The sequence below is a fragment of the Erwinia sp. TECH1 genome, from assembly GCF_054057575.1.
Map to the genome: position 1 here is coordinate 984,123 of NZ_JBSRZK010000001.1, position 14,447 is coordinate 998,569.

The 14,447-nt window shown below is 58.0% G+C and carries 16 protein-coding genes; 14 read left to right on the forward strand and 2 right to left on the reverse strand.

Annotated features, from left to right (window positions below; translation table 11 throughout):
* Positions 1-10 precede the first annotated feature (10 nt).
* From ACVWZ0_RS04535 to ACVWZ0_RS04570, 8 genes are all read left to right on the forward strand, one after another.
* Positions 11-676: an amino acid ABC transporter permease gene (locus ACVWZ0_RS04535; protein ID WP_253455339.1), complete on the forward strand. Its 666-nt coding sequence runs from the start codon at positions 11-13 to the stop codon at positions 674-676.
* On the forward strand, positions 676-1,332 hold the full coding sequence (locus ACVWZ0_RS04540; protein WP_253455338.1) for an amino acid ABC transporter permease: 657 nt from the start codon (positions 676-678) through the stop codon (positions 1,330-1,332). Before ACVWZ0_RS04535 ends, ACVWZ0_RS04540 begins: the two co-directional genes overlap by 1 nt.
* Positions 1,313-2,050: an amino acid ABC transporter ATP-binding protein gene (locus ACVWZ0_RS04545; RefSeq protein WP_253455337.1), complete on the forward strand. Its 738-nt coding sequence runs from the start codon at positions 1,313-1,315 to the stop codon at positions 2,048-2,050. Before ACVWZ0_RS04540 ends, ACVWZ0_RS04545 begins: the two co-directional genes overlap by 20 nt.
* 29 nt (positions 2,051-2,079) lie before the next feature.
* On the forward strand, positions 2,080-3,318 hold the full coding sequence (locus ACVWZ0_RS04550; RefSeq protein ID WP_253455336.1) for a pyridoxal-phosphate-dependent aminotransferase family protein: 1,239 nt from the start codon (positions 2,080-2,082) through the stop codon (positions 3,316-3,318).
* The gene (hpxK, locus tag ACVWZ0_RS04555) at positions 3,318-4,601 is read left to right on the forward strand and encodes an allantoate amidohydrolase (protein ID WP_253455335.1); all 1,284 of its coding nucleotides are present in this window, start codon (positions 3,318-3,320) and stop codon (positions 4,599-4,601) included. The genes ACVWZ0_RS04550 and hpxK overlap by 1 nt, the downstream gene beginning before the upstream one ends.
* The gene (uraD, locus tag ACVWZ0_RS04560) at positions 4,591-5,085 is read left to right on the forward strand and encodes a 2-oxo-4-hydroxy-4-carboxy-5-ureidoimidazoline decarboxylase (protein ID WP_253455334.1); all 495 of its coding nucleotides are present in this window, start codon (positions 4,591-4,593) and stop codon (positions 5,083-5,085) included. Before hpxK ends, uraD begins: the two co-directional genes overlap by 11 nt.
* Positions 5,086-5,113: 28 nt before the next feature.
* Positions 5,114-5,449, forward strand: coding sequence for a hydroxyisourate hydrolase (gene uraH, locus ACVWZ0_RS04565; protein ID WP_253455333.1), 336 nt, complete (start codon positions 5,114-5,116; stop codon positions 5,447-5,449).
* Between the two features lie 94 nt (positions 5,450-5,543).
* Positions 5,544-6,863 (forward strand): nucleobase:cation symporter-2 family protein, encoded by a 1,320-nt coding sequence (locus tag ACVWZ0_RS04570; protein WP_253455332.1) that lies wholly within the window; start codon positions 5,544-5,546, stop codon positions 6,861-6,863.
* A gap of 42 nt (positions 6,864-6,905) precedes the next feature.
* Here ACVWZ0_RS04570 and ACVWZ0_RS04575 read toward each other — a convergent pair whose 3' ends face one another.
* Both ACVWZ0_RS04575 and ACVWZ0_RS04580 read right to left on the reverse strand, forming a co-directional pair.
* A complete protein-coding gene (locus ACVWZ0_RS04575) occupies positions 6,906-7,673 on the reverse strand; it encodes an amidohydrolase (protein ID WP_253455331.1) in 768 nt (255 codons plus the stop codon).
* Positions 7,661-8,821, reverse strand: coding sequence for a pyridoxal phosphate-dependent aminotransferase (locus ACVWZ0_RS04580; protein ID WP_253455330.1), 1,161 nt, complete (start codon positions 8,819-8,821; stop codon positions 7,661-7,663). The genes ACVWZ0_RS04575 and ACVWZ0_RS04580 overlap by 13 nt, the downstream gene beginning before the upstream one ends.
* Before the next feature lie 143 nt (positions 8,822-8,964).
* On the opposite strand from ACVWZ0_RS04580, the gene ACVWZ0_RS04585 reads away from it, so the two are divergent.
* The 6 genes from ACVWZ0_RS04585 (at position 8,965) to carA (ending at position 14,445) form a co-directional block, all read left to right on the forward strand.
* Positions 8,965-9,576, forward strand: coding sequence for a methylthioribulose 1-phosphate dehydratase (locus tag ACVWZ0_RS04585; protein WP_253455329.1), 612 nt, complete (start codon positions 8,965-8,967; stop codon positions 9,574-9,576).
* Positions 9,573-10,259 carry an acireductone synthase gene (gene mtnC, locus ACVWZ0_RS04590; RefSeq protein ID WP_253455328.1) on the forward strand — a complete coding sequence of 229 codons (687 nt, stop codon included), beginning with the start codon at positions 9,573-9,575 and terminating at the stop codon, positions 10,257-10,259. The genes ACVWZ0_RS04585 and mtnC overlap by 4 nt, the downstream gene beginning before the upstream one ends.
* Positions 10,256-10,798 (forward strand): 1,2-dihydroxy-3-keto-5-methylthiopentene dioxygenase, encoded by a 543-nt coding sequence (locus tag ACVWZ0_RS04595; RefSeq protein ID WP_253455327.1) that lies wholly within the window; start codon positions 10,256-10,258, stop codon positions 10,796-10,798. Before mtnC ends, ACVWZ0_RS04595 begins: the two co-directional genes overlap by 4 nt.
* Before the next feature lie 774 nt (positions 10,799-11,572).
* A complete protein-coding gene (locus tag ACVWZ0_RS04600; protein ID WP_253455326.1) occupies positions 11,573-11,797 on the forward strand; it encodes a hypothetical protein in 225 nt (74 codons plus the stop codon).
* A 233-nt stretch (positions 11,798-12,030) separates the two neighbouring features.
* Positions 12,031-12,849: a 4-hydroxy-tetrahydrodipicolinate reductase gene (dapB, locus tag ACVWZ0_RS04605; protein ID WP_253455325.1), complete on the forward strand. Its 819-nt coding sequence runs from the start codon at positions 12,031-12,033 to the stop codon at positions 12,847-12,849.
* Positions 12,850-13,302: 453 nt separating this feature from the next.
* Entirely contained in the window at positions 13,303-14,445 is a 1,143-nt protein-coding gene (carA, locus tag ACVWZ0_RS04610; RefSeq protein ID WP_253455324.1) for a glutamine-hydrolyzing carbamoyl-phosphate synthase small subunit, read from the forward strand.
* Positions 14,446-14,447 lie beyond the last annotated feature (2 nt).

Sequence of the window (14,447 nt, forward strand, 5' to 3'; positions counted from 1 at the left end):
GGGCCGGCCAATGACGGAGCAACTCGACTTTCCGGCGCTGCTGCCTTACTGGCCGCAGCTGCTGGCCGGACTCTGGATCACTATTCAGCTGACCGTGATGGCGACGGCGGGCGGCGTGGCGCTCGGTATTCTGGGCGCGGCGCTGCGTAGCGGACGGCCTTCGGCGCTCAGCCGCCTGTGGGGCTGCTACGTTGAGCTGATCCGTAACACGCCGTTTGTGGTGCAGCTGTTCTTTATCGTGTTTGGCCTGCCGAACCTGGGGCTGAAGCTGACCGCTGGCGAAGCGGCGCTGCTGGCGATGCTGATCAACCTGGGCGCCTACAGCACGGAAATTATCCGCGCCGGGATCCAGGTCACGCCGAAAGGCCAGTGGGAAGCGGGCCGGGTGCTGGGCCTGACGCGGTCGCAGACTTTCCTGCGCGTGGTTCTGCCACCTTCTTTAAAGCGCATTTATCCGGCGCTGGTCAGCCAGTGCATCATTGTGATGCTGGGATCGTCCGTGGTCTCGCAGGTTTCGTATGAAGAGCTGACCTTTGCCGCCAACCTGATCCAGTCACGCACCTTTTTAAGTTTTGAGGTCTATCTGGTCACCACGCTGATTTATCTGGCGCTGTCGATCGCCATGCGTCAGCTGCTGCTGGCGGCCGGACGTAAATGGCTGGGAGGAACGGCCTGATGACGACATTTACCGACTGGGACATTCTGCGCAATTTACTGCTGGCGGCGCGCTGGACGCTGCTGCTGTCGCTGACTGCGTTCTTCGGCGGCACGCTGGTGGCGATGCCGCTGGTGATGGTGCGCCTGACGCGCCGCCGCTGGCCTAACCGGGTTATCAGCGCCTGTATCGAGCTTTTTCAGGGCACGCCGCTGCTGATGCAGCTGTTCCTGGCGTTTTTCGGCGTGGCGCTGTTCGGCATCGACGTCTCGCCGTGGACGGCCGCCTCGCTGGCGCTGACGCTCTATACCAGCGCCTTTCTGATCGATATCTGGGTGGGCAGCATTAACGCGTTGCCGAAAGGGCAGTGGGAAGCGTCGCGCTGCCTGGGGCTTGCCAAAGGCCAGACGCTGTATCGCGTGGTGCTGCCGCAGGCGCTGCGTATCGGCATCGCGCCGACCGTGGGCTTTGCCGTACAGGTGGTCAAAGGCACCGCGCTGGCGTCGATTATCGGCTTTGTCGAGCTGACTAAAGCGGGCACCATCCTGAATAACGTGACCTACCAACCTTTTAAAGTTTTCGGGCTGGTGGCGCTGGGCTACTTCCTGATCTGCTATCCGCTGTCGCGCTACAGCCAGTACCTGGAGAAAAAATTCAATGCCGCTCATCACCATTAATCAGGTACAGAAATATTACGGCGCCAACCACGTGCTGAAAGGCGTGGATCTGGACATTGATATGGGCGAGGTCATCTCGATTATCGGCCGCAGCGGCTCGGGGAAAAGCACGCTACTGCGCTGCATCAACGGGCTGGAAGGCTATCAGGAAGGTAGCATCAAGCTGGGCGGCATGACCATTACCGATCGCGATTCGCAGGCGCGGGAAATCAGCCGCTCCGTCGGCATGGTGTTTCAGAACTTCAACCTGTTTCCGCATATGACGGCGCTGGAAAACGTCATGCTGGCGCCCAGGCGCGTGCTGAAAAAGAAAGAGGTGGAATGCCGGGCGCTGGCGGCGCAAATGCTGGAGAAGGTCGGCCTCGGTGAGCGCATGGATTACTACCCGTCCAGCCTTTCCGGCGGCCAGCAGCAGCGCGTGGCGATTGCGCGGGCGCTGGCGATGACGCCCAAAGTCTTACTGTGCGATGAAATCACCTCGGCGCTCGATCCGGAGCTGGTGGGTGAAGTGCTGAAGGTGCTTGAGCAGCTGGCCCGTGAAGGCATGACGCTGATTTTAGTCACGCACGAAATGAATTTTGCCCGGGAAGTGGGCGACCGCGTGGTGTTTATGCATCAGGGCCGCGTCTGGGAGCAGGGCGACAGCAAAAGCGTGTTCGCCAGCCCGCAGACGGCGGAGCTGAAACAGTTTATCTCATCGGTGCGCGGCCTGAGCTGAGCACCGGATCTGCAAGAGAAGGAAACAAAATGGATGTAACCCGCTATCCACAAATTAATCCGCCGCAGCGCCTGTTGATGGGGCCTGGGCCAATTAACGCCGATCCTCGCGTATTGCGCGCCATGTCCAGCCAGTTGCTCGGGCAGTACGATCCGGCCATGACGCACTATATGAACGAGGTGATGGAACTGTATCGTGGCGTGTTTCGCACGCAGAACCGCTGGACGCTGTTGGTTGACGGCACCTCGCGCGCGGGCATCGAGGCTATTCTGCTGTCGGCGATCCGCCCCGGCGATAAGGTGCTGGTGCCCGTTTTTGGCCGCTTTGGCCATCTGCTGTGCGAGATCGCCCGCCGCTGCCGCGCGGAAGTGCACACCATCGAAGTGCCGTGGGGCGAAGTCTTCACGCCGGATCGCATCGAAGACGCGATCAAAACCGTACGCCCTCGTCTTCTGCTGACCGTGCAGGGCGATACCTCCACCACCATGCTGCAACCGCTGGCCGATCTGGGCGGCATCTGTAAAAAATATGGCGTGCTGTTCTATACCGATGCCACGGCCTCGCTGGCCGGCAACGCGCTGGAAACCGACGCCTGGGGTCTGGACGCGGTCTCCGCCGGAATGCAGAAATGCCTCGGCGGCCCGTCCGGCACCTCGCCGATCACGCTAAGTCCGGAAATGGAAGCCGCGATCCGCAAACGCAAATGCGTAGAGGAAGGGATCCGCACGGCGGCGCATCAGGATGGCGACGACGAGATGATCTACTCCAACTATTTCGATCTGGGGATGATCATGGATTACTGGGGGCCGGAGCGGCTGAACCACCACACCGAAGCGACGTCGGCGCTGTTCGGCGCGCGTGAATGCGCGCGGCTGATTATGCAGGAGGGCCTGGATAACGGCATCGCCCGCCACGAGCTGCACGGCGACGCGCTGCTGAAAGGCATTCAGGGCATGGGGCTGGAAACCTTCGGCGACCTGCAACACAAAATGAACAACGTGCTGGGCGTGGTCATCCCGCAGGGCATTAACGGTGACCAGGTGCGCAAGCTGATGCTTGAGGACTTCGGCATTGAAATCGGCACCTCGTTCGGCCCGCTGCACGGCAAGGTCTGGCGCATCGGCACCATGGGCTATAACGCCCGTAAAGACTGCGTGATGCAGACGCTGAGCGCGCTGGAATCGGTGCTGACCTGGCTGGGTTATAAAACGCCTCAGGGCGCGGCGATGCAGGCGGCCTGGGATCGTTACGCCGCCGGGAGCCGCTGATGGAGCCACTCAATCTTGCAGAGGCGCAGCAGGCGGCGGCCAGGGTGATGGCGCGCTGCGATCGCCTGGCGGAAATCAGCGAAACGGCGGACGCGCTCACCCGCGTCTATCTGTCGCCTGAACACCTCCAGGCCAACCGGCAGGTAGGGGAATGGATGGCGGCGGCGGGAATGCGCGTCTGGCAGGACAGCGTCGGCAATATCTGCGGACGCTATGAAGGGCAGCAGCCCGATGCCCCTGCGCTGCTGCTGGGATCGCATCTGGATACCGTGCGCAACGCGGGCCGTTACGACGGGATGCTCGGCGTGCTGACCGCGATTGAAGCCGTGCAGGCGCTGCACCGGCAAAATCTGCGGCTGCCGCTGGCGGTGGAAATCGTCGGCTTTGGCGACGAAGAGGGAACGCGCTTCGGCATCACGCTGCTGGGCAGTCGCGGCCTGACCGGAAGCTGGCCGGAAAGCTGGGTCAGCCATCCCGACGGCAACAGCATCACCGTGGCGCAGGCGATGGCCGACGTCGGGCTGGATGCGCAGGCGATTGGCGAGGCGGCGCGTGAGGTAAAAGATATCGTCGCCTATCTGGAGCTGCATATAGAGCAGGGGCCGTGCCTGGAGCAGGAAGACCTGGCGCTGGGCGTGGTCACGGCGATCAACGGCGCACGCCGCCTGAACTGCCGGTTTGTCGGTGAGGCGGGCCATGCGGGCACGGTGCCGATGACGCATCGTAAAGATGCGTTGGCGGCGGCAGCGGAATGGATGGTGTTTATCGAACAGGCTGCTGCCAAGCACGGCCCGCAGCTGGTGGCAACGGTTGGGACGCTGCAGTGCCAGCCCGGCGCGGTCAACGTGATCCCCGGCGAGGTGGCGCTGAGCCTGGACGTGCGGGGGCCGGAAGATCGGGCGCTGGCGGAACTGCTGTCGGCGCTGCTGACCCAGGCGGAAGCGATAGCGCTGCGGCGCGGCTTAAGCTTCAGCGCCGAAGAGTATTACCAGATCCCGGCGACGCGCTGTAACGAAAAACTTCAGGCGGCGCTGAGCCAGGCGGTAACGGCGGTGCAGGGCCGCTCGCTTTCGCTGCCCAGCGGCGCGGGTCACGACGCCATTGCCATGGCGGAGCGCTGGCCGGTCGGCATGTTGTTTGTCCGCTGCGATCGCGGCATCAGCCACCATCCGGCGGAATCGGTCAGGGTGGAAGACGTGGCGCTGGCGGTTCGCGCCTGGACGAAAGCGGTGAGCGAGATAGCGCTGTCAGCGGACAGCACAGGAGGTCAGCGTGTCGCCTGAACAGTTTAATCAGGCCCCGGTCACCGAGGCCAGAAAGCAGATTGCCCACTGCGTCGCGCTGGCAAGCTGGGTGGAAGACGTGGTGGCCGCACGCCCTTTCGCGTCGCTGGACGAGCTGCTGCAAACCGGCGAGCAGCTGGCGAGCGGCTGGGACGGTCAGGCGCTGGACAAGGCGCTTTCCGCGCATCCACGCATCGGTGAAAAGGCGCAGGGCAGCGACAAAGAGGCCGCGCTTTCCAGCGGCGAGCAGGGCAGCGTTAAGGAGGCGGATGCCGCGCTGAAAGAGGCGCTACGGGTAGGAAACGCCGCTTACGAACAGCGCTTTGGCCGGGTGTTTTTAATCCGCGCTAAAGGGCGAAGCGCCGGAGAGATGCTGGCCGAGCTGCATCGACGCCTTGCCAACGACCCGCAACAGGAGCAGCAGGAAGCGCTGGATCAGCTACGGGAAATCACTCTGCTGCGTTTAAAAGAGACGTTTCGCTAACCCAGCTACATTTGCACAGGAGAGTTCAATGAGCACCATCACCACGCATATTCTGGATACCGCGCTGGGCAAACCGGCGATTGGCGTCGCCGTTTCGCTGGAGCAGAACAGCAGTCAGGGCTGGCTGCCGGTGGCGCAGGGCGATACCGATGCGGATGGCCGCATCACAGACTTAACGCCCGAGCCGCTGGCGCCGGGCCATTACCGCTTAATTGCTGAGATCGGCGACTATTTTGCCGCCGACGGCCGCGACGCGCTCTACGTCAGCGCCCAAATCGATTTCGTGCTGCCGGAAGCGGGCAGCCACTATCACCTGCCTTTCCTGATTTCGCCGTGGTCGTGGTCTACCTATCGCGGCAGCTGATCCTTTTATCCTTCGGGCCGCAGCCTGAATGATGTTGGGGAGAGATTAATAACCAGCACCGCCTTTGCGGCGAGTGCAGCAGTGAGGGGTAAACATGAGCGCCAGGCCAGAAGATACGCGTTACCCGACAGGCAAATCTTTTGCCTGGGGATTGCAGCATGTATTGACGATGTACGGCGGCATTATCGCGCCGCCGTTGATTATCGGCTCGGCCGCCGGGCTGCACGCCGCCGAACTGGGGATGCTGGTGACGGCGGCGCTATTTGTCAGCGGCTGCGCCACGCTGCTCCAGGCGCTGGGCGTGCCCGGTTTCGGCTCACGTCTGCCGCTGGTGCAGGGCGTCTCTTTCGCGGGCGTGGCGACGATGGTGACGTTAGTGACCAGCGGCGGCCTGCCGGTGGTGTTCGGCGCGGTGATCGCCTCTTCGCTGATTGGTCTGCTTATTGCTCCTTTGTTTGCCCATATCATCCGCTTTTTTCCTCCGGTGGTGACCGGCACCGTGATTACGGTGATCGGCCTGTCGCTGATGCCGGTCGCCGCGCGCTGGGCGATGGGCGGCAATCCACACGCGCCGGAATGGGGCTCGCCGGGCAATATCGGGCTGGCCGCGCTGACGCTGGGGATGGTGCTGCTGTTTCATCGCGTAGGCAACGCCGCGATAAAAAGGCTGGCCGTGCTGGCGGCTATGGTGTTGGGCACGCTGTTTGCCGTGGCAGGCGGTAAGGCGCAGTTTTCGGGCGTGCTGCATGGCGACGTGGTGGCGCTGCCCGGCATCCTCAGCTTTGGGCTGCCGGTTTTCGACGTGGCGGCCATCCTGTCGATGACGCTGATCGTGCTGGTGCTGCTTACCGAAACCACTGCCGGGCTGATCGCTATCGGCGACATTGTCGGTACGGAGGTTGACGGCAGCCGTATCGCCAGCGGGCTGCGGGCCGATATGCTGACCAGCGCGCTCGCGCCGCTGTTTAACTCCTTTCCGCAGAGCGCCTTCGCTCAGAACATTGGCCTGGTCGCCATTACCGGCATCAAAAGCCGCTATGTAGTGGCGGCGGGCGGCGCGATCCTGGTGCTGCTTGGCTGTCTGCCCGTGCTGGGCCGGATAGTCGCGGCCGTTCCCGCTCCGGTGCTGGGCGGCGCGGGCGTGGTATTGTTCGGCACCGTCGCGGCATCCGGTATCCGCACGCTGGCAAAGGTCGATTACAAAGAGAATATGAACCTGGTGGTGGTGGCGACGGCCATTGCGTTTGGCATGATCCCCATCGTGATGCCGACCTTTTACGACCGCTTCCCTGACTGGGTCAGAACGATTTTCCATTCCGGCATCAGCGCCGCCTGTGTCGTAGCCGTGCTGCTGAATATTGTGTTTAACAGCGTTACAGCAAAGGTAAGCGTGCAGGAAAGCCGATCGGGCTGAAGCATTCAGCCAGCAGGCTATGCAATGCCGGGCAGCAACGGCTTATAAACTAAACTCATCCGCATCGCGCCAGGCCGGAAAACGCTCCCGATATTCGCGCAGCGAATCCAGCGACAGCTCGGCGCTCAGTACCGCTGGCTGATGCGGTTCGCCAGCCGCCAGGATTTCGCCCTGCGGGCTGATAATCCGGCTGTCGCCGCTGTAGCTATGGCCGTTGGCATCATGGCCGGTGCGATTGCAACCGGCTACGTAAGCCTGATTTTCAATCGCCCGCGCCAGCAGCAACGCCTGCCAGTGCGCCGCACGCGCTGCCGGCCAGTTGGCGACATACAGCGCCAGATCGTAATCGTTGCGGCTGCGGGAAAACACCGGAAAACGCAGGTCATAGCAAATCTGCGGCAGAATGCGCCAGCCGCGGAACGCTATGATTTCCCGCTTTTCGCCCGCCAGATAATGCTGGTGCTCGCCAGCCATGCGGAACAGATGACGCTTGTCATAGCGATGTACCGTGCCGTCCGGCTCCGCCAGCAGGAAGCGATTGACCGCGCCCGCGGGCGTCTGAACGGCGACGCTGCCGCCGATCATGGCATCAGCCGCGCGGGCTTTCTCCTGTAGCCAGCCCACCGCGCGCGCTTCCGGCAGCGAGCTTTTCGCCGCCTCCATCGCAAAGCCGGTGGTAAACATCTCGGGCAGCACAATCAGGTCGCGGCCCGTTAATCCGGCTAACAGCTCGTCAAAAAAACGCAGATTGGCTTCGCCATCCATCCAGACCAGCGGCTGCTGTAGCACGCTCAGGTTTAAAGCTGACATAGCCGCTCCGCTGCCGCATCCAGCGTGGCTTCCTGTTTGGCGAAGCACAGGCGGATCAGTTTATGAGGGAAAGGCCCGGCGCAGAAAACCGACAGCGGGATTGCCGCCACGCCCGCTTCCTTTGTCAGCCACTGGCAGAAGGCGACGTCATCCAAATCGGAAACGGCGCTGTAGTCGGCCAGCAGAAAGTAGGTGCCTTCGCACGGCAGGATTTCCAGGCGGCTTTTCGCCAGCGCCTGCACAAAACGGTCGCGGCGGGCACGATAAAACGCCGGCAGGTCGCGGTAGTGCTCTGGTTCGGCGTTCAGCATATCAGCCAATGCCAGCTGCGCGGGGGTGTTGACGGCAAAGGTCAGATACTGATGCACCTTGCGCACTTCCGTCGTTAGGGCTGGCGGCGCCACGCAGTAACCGACCTTCCAGCCGGTCATATGAAAGGTTTTGCCAAACGAGGAAACGGCAATAGCGCGCTCACGCAGCTGCGGATGGGCGAGCACGCTGGCGTGGCCCTCTTTGGCAAAGCAGATATGCTCGTAAACCTCGTCGCTCAGCACATAGATTTCCTGTGCTTTCACCGCCTGCCACAGCGAGGCAAAATCACTTTTTTGCCAGACGGTAGCGGAAGGATTGTGCGGTGTATTGAGGATAACCAGACGGGTACGAGGCGACAGCAGCGCGGTAAATTCCTGCCAGTCGACGCGAAAAGCTGGCGGCTGCAAAGCGATGCGCTTCATCACGCCGCCAGCCAGCGTCACCGCTGGCGCATAGCTGTCGTAGCTGGGATCGAAACAGATCACCTCATCGCCCGGCCGCACCAGCGCGGTAATGGCGGCATACAGCGCTTCGGTCGCGCCTGCCGTCACCGTGATTTCGCTGTCGACGTCGGGTTTATGCCCGTAAAGCTCCGCCGTTTTAGCCGCAATCGCCTGCCGCAGCGGCTGCACGCCGGTCATCGGCGCATACTGGTTGGCGCCAGCGCTGACGTGATGCGCCAGGCGCGCTTTCAGATAGTCCGGGCCGTCGAAATCCGGGAAGCCCTGAGAAAGATTAATGGCGTTATGCTGCTGCGCCAGCGCGCTCATTTGCGAAAAAATAGTGGTGCCCAGAGCGGGGAGTTTGCTCTCAGGCTTAATCGGCGTCTGGCTCATGATTAGTCACCCTTGCGGAACGCTATGGATATGTTTTAGCCCGTTGCTGCCACTATAACGTCAGTGCTAATATTTGGCAATCAAGACGCTTAGACGTCTAAACGATAAGAATATGCCGTGCTTAGCGGTTGAAAAGGAAGGTTATGACAACATCGCAATTAGATCGGCTGGTGGCGGCCTGCCACTGGATCGGTGCCAAAGGCTGGGCGCCCGCCACCGGCGGCAATATGTCGGTGCGGCAGGACAGCGAGTTTTGCCTGCTGAGCGAATCCGGCAAAGACAAAGGTTCGCTAACCCGTGAGGACTTTATTCAGGTCGCCATCGCCACTAACCATGCGCCTTCCGGCCGCAGGCCTTCCGCAGAAACGGGGCTGCATACGCTAATCTATCGTCTGTTTCCCGAAGCGGGTGCCGTACTGCACGTTCATACGGTGAACGCGACCGTACTCTCAAGAGTTGAGAAACGCGCCGCATTAGTATTGCAAGGCTATGAAATGCAGAAAACGCTGGCCGGACAAAGCTCGCATCTGGAAGAGGTGACTATTGCGCTGTTCGATAACGATCAGGATATTGAGGCGCTGGCGAAACGTATTGAGCAGTACGCGGAAGGCCATCCGCTGCGCTACGGTTTCCTGCTGCGCGGCCACGGCCTGACCTGCTGGGGCAGAGACGTGAACGAAGCGCGTCGCCATCTTGAAGGGCTGGAGTTCCTTTTCCAGTGTGAATTACAACGTCGGCTTCTGGAGGCCCAATGATCCGCGCCATTGTTACCGATATTGAAGGCACCACCAGCGATATTCGCTTTGTACACAACGTGCTCTTCCCGTATGCGCGCGAAAATCTGGCGGCCTTTATTGCCGCTTTTCAGCATCGGGAAGAGGTGGCGCAGGCGCTGAGCGATCTGCGTGATGAAATCGCGCAGCCGCAGGCCACGGTAGAGGATTTAATCACCGTGCTGTTCGGTTTTATGGATGAAGACCGCAAATCCACCGCGCTGAAAGCGTTACAGGGCATGATCTGGCGCGACGGCTATCTTAACGGCAGCTTTACCGGCCATCTCTATCCGGACGTGCTGCCCGCGCTGAAAGCCTGGCACCAGGCTGGCATTGGGCTGTATGTTTATTCATCCGGCTCGGTAGCTGCGCAGAAATTGTTATTTGGCTACAGCGACGAGGGTGATATTACCTCGTTGTTCAGCGGCTATTTCGATACGCACGTCGGGGCCAAGCGCGAAACGGACTCTTACCGCAATATTGCTGCAGATATCGGGCTGGCACCGGGCGAGCTGCTGTTTTTATCCGATATTCGTCAGGAGCTGGACGCCGCCCGGGAAGCGGGCTGGCATACCGTGCAGCTAGTTCGCGATGAAGCGGATGACGTCAGCCGTCATCCTCAGGTCAACCGGTTCGATCACCTTACTCTGGAGTCGTTTGTATGAGCGCACTGACCATTTTTACCGACAGCGAAGCGAAAACGCCGATCTGGCAAAGTACCGATGAAGAAGCGATCCGTCAGAAACTGAGTGGCAAAAACGTGCGTTTTGAGCGCTGGCAGGCGGATCGCGATTTAGGCGTGGATCCGCAGCCGGAAACGGTTATAAACGCTTATCAGCACGCTATCGATCGGCTGGTGGCGGAAAAAGGCTATCAGAGCTGGGATGTAATCAGTATGCGCGCGGACAATCCGCAGAAAGAGACGCTGCGGGAAAAGTTTCTTTCCGAACATACGCATGGCGAGGACGAAGTGCGGTTCTTCGTGGAGGGGGCGGGGCTGTTCTGCCTGCATCTGGACGGGCATATTTATCAAATCCTGTGTGAAAAGAACGATCTAATCTCCGTGCCTGCGGGAACGCCGCACTGGTTTGATATGGGATCGTCACCGCACTTTACCGCTATCCGTATTTTCGACAATCAGGAAGGCTGGATTGCGAATTTTACCGGCGACAGGATTGCCGATGCCTATCCGCGACTGCCGTAAGCAAATCTCTGAGCCATGATGAAAATGGCCGTTTTACAAAACGGGCGGACAGACTGGCCGCCCGGGTTTATCTCAATCAGGTAACCGGAGCGCCAATAAAATAAGACAGTTACTCATTAGCAACTGGGCCACCTGTTTTCAATGGTGCTTTAAAAGTAGTTCTTTTCGTTTCTTATGTGCTTCTGCTGGAAATAATTAATGCAGTGGTTTTGGAAGGTCTTTTAAATATTTAAATATATAACTGAAATATTATAATGCTAATTAATAGCCGGGAAAGGATGGTAGATAAATCGATAATAAAGATTTTTGGTTTTCATCTTAAAATATTGATTTTTAATATTTAAAATTTAATGCTTAATGTCAGGGTTTGCAGTCAGGGTTTGCGGTCAGGGTTTGCGGTCAGGGTTTGCGGTCAGGGTTTGCGGTCAGGGTTTGCAGTCAGGGTTTGCAGTCAGGGTTTGCAGTTAAGCGGGGCTGAAAGTTGTATTCGTTCTGATGGGGCGCTTTAAACACTTCCTTTCTCGATTTTTCATGTAGTGACGTGAAATTACCATGTTTAAGCCTCTTTTGATTGGTTATTTTCTGATTATTAATGAATCTTGCCTGTTTTTTATTTTTTTTACTGCAGGGTGCATATTTATTTTGACGGGAATGTTTTATCAGACGTAGTATGATTTTGCTCTGTCAGAAGGGGATATACTATTTTCAGGTGATAAGTCGTGCCTCACGCTGCTATTTCTGTGTGGCACCGCTCAATTTTAAAAGGAAATTAAAATGAGAGAAATAACCCGAACAGAAGCCACCCGCGTCAGCGGCGGAAGCTTTTTATGCGATCTCAGTCAGGCCAACCTTGCGTTAACCGCCAACCTATTCAAAGTAGGTTTCTTTTTGCTGGGCGGGCTGGTATTGATGAACTGTCTGTGTTCAGGGGCACAAACACCACCAACACCAGCACCAACAACACCAGCACCAACAACAACACCAGAACCCCCCCTGTAGTCACGATCTTTCATGGCCCATAAAATGATGCCGTTATTTTAACCTGCGGGCGCTGCTATAACGCGGCGTCCGGGCCAGTTTGCCTTCCGTCAGTTTGTTACACGGCACTTCCGGTTCTCCGTCCGCCTGAAAGCTTTGCCAGGCGCGCGCTGTCCTGTGTTTTTTAGTGGCGCGGCGCTTAAGGTGTCGTTAACCTGTCTTCGTTTTGTATGCACAGAATTAAGGGAAACATTATGAATGAGGCACAGATTCGTCTGGCTATTGTTGGCGCAGCGGGACGCATGGGGCGTCAGTTAATTCAGGCCGCTCACGAAGCGGAAGGCGTTTGCGTGGGAGCCGCGCTGGTGCGTAACGGCTCTTCTTTGGTCGGGGTTGATGCGGGCGAGCTGGCCGGAACCGGCACGCTGGGCGTGAAGGTCAGCGATCGGCTGGTTGCCGATGAGTTTGATGTCCTGATCGACTTTACCCGTCCCGAAGGCACGCTGGAATATCTGGCGTTTTGTCGTCAGCACAAAAAAGCGATGGTCATCGGCACCACCGGCTTTGACGAGGCCGGTAAGGCGGCGATCGGCGCGGCTGCGCAAGAGATAGCCATCGTTTTTGCCGCCAACTTCAGCGTGGGCGTCAATCTGGTGCTGAAGCTGCTGGAGCAGGCCGCGCAGGTGATGGGCGATTATGCGGACATCGAAATTATCGAAGCGCACCATCGCCATAAGGTTGATGCGCCTTCCGGCACCGCGCTGGCGATGGGCGAAGCGATAGCGGACGCCATGGACTGGGATCTTAAAGAGCATGCGGTCTATAGTCGGGAAGGGCACACCGGCGAACGTAAGCCACAAACCATTGGTTTTGCTACCGTGCGGGCAGGCGATATCGTCGGCGAGCATACCGCGATGTTTGCGGATATTGGCGAGCGTATAGAGATAACGCACAAGGCTTCAAGCCGTATGACCTTTGCAAAAGGCGCTGTTCGTGCTGCATTCTGGGTTTTTGCGAGTAAAGAAGGTCTTTTTGATATGAGAAATGTGCTTAATATTGATAAGAATTGTTAAGTACAAATCTGGATGTTTTTTTAAGTTGCTGTTTTAAATGGGTGGTTTTGCTGCCCTTTTTTTTATTTATGCATATAAATAATATTTAGATGGTATTTTTAATAAGAAGTGGTTTTTAGGTGTTTTTCTGCATTTTTACAGGGTTGATTTGTTAATTTTGACCATTTGGTCCACTATTTTTCAGGCTATCTGGATTTTTCCCATTCATTTCGTCAGGAAACCGTTTTTATCACCACGATAGTTGCTGTTTTTGGTGGCTATCATCATCTTTTTACGCCAGTGGCACAAAAAACAATGAAAAACTCCGCTTCAGGGTAGACATCAGCCGGGGCGATCATTAGAATGCGCGCAATTTGCCAAAAATCGAGCAGGCAGGCAGGTTTTGCATTGATTTAAAGGTGTATCCTGAATTAATATGCAAATAATGTGACTGTTTATTCTCTGGAGGATGTTTTGATTAAGTCAGCGCTATTGGTTCTGGAAGACGGAACCCAATTCCACGGTCGGGCCATCGGGGCAACAGGAACGGCAGTGGGTGAAGTTGTTTTCAACACTTCAATGACCGGTTATCAAGAAATCCTCACTGATCCTTCCTATTCCCGCCAGATTGTTACTCTCACTTATCCTCATATCGGCAATGTCGGCACCAATATCGCCGATGAAGAATCCGCCCAGGTTCATGCTGAAGGCCTGGTTATCCGCGACCTGCCGTTGATCGCCAGCAACTTCCGTAATGAAGAGGGGCTTTCCGCTTACCTGAAGCGTCTGAATATTGTCGCCATTGCCGATATCGACACGCGTAAGCTGACCCGTCTGCTGCGTGAAAAAGGCGCGCAGAACGGCTGCATTATCGCGGGCGACGCGCCGGATGCCGAGCTGGCGCTGCAAAAAGCAAAAACTTTTCCAGGCCTGAAGGGCATGGATCTGGCGAAGGAAGTCACTACGCAAGAAACCTACAAGTGGCTACAGGGCAGCTGGACGCTGGATGGCCTGCCTGCACCGAAGAAAGAAGAGGAGCTGCCTTTCCACGTGGTGGCCTACGATTACGGCGTGAAGCGAAATATCCTGCGGATGCTGGTGGATCGCGGCTGTCGCCTGACGGTTGTCCCGGCGCAAACGCCTGCGGAAGAGGTAATGAAGATGAACCCGGACGGGATCTTCCTCTCTAACGGCCCTGGCGATCCGGAACCCTGCGACTACGCTATCGCCGCGATTAAGACTTTCCTGGAAACGGAGATTCCGGTATTCGGCATCTGCCTGGGCCATCAGCTGCTGGCGCTGGCCAGCGATGTGAAAACGGTGAAGATGAAGCTGGGCCACCACGGCGGCAACCATCCGGTGAAAGATCACGACAACAATACCGTGATGATCACCGCGCAAAACCACGGTTTTGCCGTAGACAACAACAACCTGCCAGCGAACCTGCGTATTACCCATACCTCGCTGTTTGACCACACGGTGCAGGGCATTCACCGCACGGATAAGCCGGCGTTCAGTTTCCAGGGCCATCCCGAAGCCAGCCCTGGCCCGCACGACGCCGCACCGCTGTTCGATCACTTTATCGAACTGATCGAAGCCTACCGTTCAAATAAATAATC

Excerpts from the sequence above, each read along its gene's own strand:
- uraH (WP_253455333.1), top strand. The coding sequence starts at position 5,114 with ATGAGCACCATCACCACGCATATTCTGGATACCGCGCTGGGCAAACCG.
- ACVWZ0_RS04535 (WP_253455339.1), top strand. The coding sequence starts at position 11 with ATGACGGAGCAACTCGACTTTCCGGCGCTGCTGCCTTACTGGCCGCAG.
- ACVWZ0_RS04580 (WP_253455330.1), bottom strand. The coding sequence starts at position 8,821 with ATGAGCCAGACGCCGATTAAGCCTGAGAGCAAACTCCCCGCTCTGGGC.
- ACVWZ0_RS04545 (WP_253455337.1), top strand. The coding sequence starts at position 1,313 with ATGCCGCTCATCACCATTAATCAGGTACAGAAATATTACGGCGCCAAC.
- dapB (WP_253455325.1), top strand. The coding sequence starts at position 12,031 with ATGAATGAGGCACAGATTCGTCTGGCTATTGTTGGCGCAGCGGGACGC.
- ACVWZ0_RS04570 (WP_253455332.1), top strand. The coding sequence starts at position 5,544 with ATGAGCGCCAGGCCAGAAGATACGCGTTACCCGACAGGCAAATCTTTT.
- ACVWZ0_RS04585 (WP_253455329.1), top strand. The coding sequence starts at position 8,965 with ATGACAACATCGCAATTAGATCGGCTGGTGGCGGCCTGCCACTGGATC.
- ACVWZ0_RS04595 (WP_253455327.1), top strand. The coding sequence starts at position 10,256 with ATGAGCGCACTGACCATTTTTACCGACAGCGAAGCGAAAACGCCGATC.
- ACVWZ0_RS04575 (WP_253455331.1), bottom strand. The coding sequence starts at position 7,673 with ATGTCAGCTTTAAACCTGAGCGTGCTACAGCAGCCGCTGGTCTGGATG.
- ACVWZ0_RS04600 (WP_253455326.1), top strand. The coding sequence starts at position 11,573 with ATGAGAGAAATAACCCGAACAGAAGCCACCCGCGTCAGCGGCGGAAGC.
- ACVWZ0_RS04550 (WP_253455336.1), top strand. The coding sequence starts at position 2,080 with ATGGATGTAACCCGCTATCCACAAATTAATCCGCCGCAGCGCCTGTTG.
- hpxK (WP_253455335.1), top strand. The coding sequence starts at position 3,318 with ATGGAGCCACTCAATCTTGCAGAGGCGCAGCAGGCGGCGGCCAGGGTG.
- mtnC (WP_253455328.1), top strand. The coding sequence starts at position 9,573 with ATGATCCGCGCCATTGTTACCGATATTGAAGGCACCACCAGCGATATT.
- ACVWZ0_RS04540 (WP_253455338.1), top strand. The coding sequence starts at position 676 with ATGACGACATTTACCGACTGGGACATTCTGCGCAATTTACTGCTGGCG.